The 1238-nt window shown below is 75.5% G+C and carries 1 protein-coding gene and 1 pseudogene; both read right to left on the bottom strand.

What is annotated here, in order from left to right; genetic code table 11:
- On the bottom strand, positions 1–649 hold a 649-nt coding region (locus tag AB0I76_RS30245; RefSeq protein WP_357042646.1), incomplete at its 3' end, for a glutamate-cysteine ligase family protein.
- 146 nt (positions 650–795) lie between these two features.
- Positions 796–1238, bottom strand: a pseudogene (locus tag AB0I76_RS30240) (hypothetical protein); the annotation flags it as partial.

Here is a 1238-nt window from a genome sequence, read left to right as displayed (position 1 = left end):
CCCAGCCGGTGGCCCGACCGGCGTGCCGGTGCGCGGTGGCGAAGGCCGCCAGCAGTGGCGGGCCCAGCGCGTGCACCGTCGCCCAGCGGGCGGGCACCTGCTCCGCCTCCCCCGCGTCGAGGCAGACCTGGAGCCCGGCGGTGCTGTACATCATCGTGCGGCCGGCCGGTCCCCGCCGGTCGAACACGCGCCGCATGGCGCGGTAACGCGGGGTCTCCACCACCGATCGCGGCGGGCGGTACGGGTCGATGCCGCTGCGCCCGAGCACCAGCCCGGCGGCGGCCAGCAGAGCGGTGAGTTCGGCGATGTCGGCGTCCGTCGCGCGGATCAACGCGCCGATCGCGCTGCGCGGCGCGGTGGAGATCTCCACCTGCCCGCCCGGCTCCACGGTGACCGTGCTGCCGTACCGCAGTCGCGTGGCGGGGCTCGCGCCGTCGAGGGTGGGCGGGCAGTGCCGCCCGAGGGCCGCCCGCAGCCGTGCGCCCTCGACCGGACGGGCAGGATCGGCGGCGTCGTGGACAGTCCATTCCAACTCGACACCGGTGTGGGTCGGTGGTCCGGTCTTGAAGCAGATCCGGGCGATGTGACCGGCTGCCGCGTCGGACGACGAGAGGACTGTCCCGTGCTCCAGATTCGGCGACATCACCACAGGATCGGCCCCCCTACGCCACTCCGTGCTCCGGTCCCCGCCACCGTAACCCGACCCACCGTCATCGTTCGGGGCGTCGGTGGCGCCATCGTCTCCTGTCTAGCAGAAGAACTGCTGGTGGCCGGCGGGATCGCCGCGAGGAAGTTTCAGTTGCCGACGGTCGGGCTCGGGGGTGTCGAGGGCCCGCCGGGCGCCGTCGGCGCGGGCGACTCGGGCGCCTTCCCCGAGTCGGCCCGCTCGGCCTCGCCCACCAGGCCCCGGCAGAAGTCCTCGACCTTGTCCGCACCACCGGCGGCCGTCACGAGGTTGGCGAACGCCGGGGTCTCCAGCGCCCTGGCCCGCTGCGACGGCGGCTTGGCCTGGTACGCCCGACACAGCCCGGCCGCCTGCCCGGCGGGAGGTTCGGTGGTGCGCCCGTTGCCCGAGGTGGCGGATGCGTCCGCCGTGGTGGACGGTACGACGGACGGCGCGAGACTGCCGGTACCGGTGGTGCCGCCGCCGCTCGGAGTGCCCGGACCGTCGGTCGGGTCACCGGAGGTCGCGCCGCCGGAGGCGGTGTCGGCGGGAGCGGGGGTGGCCGGCCGGCGGG

The organism is Micromonospora sp. NPDC049799 (assembly GCF_040656655.1).
Lineage (GTDB): Bacteria > Actinomycetota > Actinomycetes > Mycobacteriales > Micromonosporaceae > Micromonospora.
The sequence above is the reverse complement of the archived record's forward strand: the minus strand, read 5'-3'. Positions and strand labels throughout refer to the sequence as shown.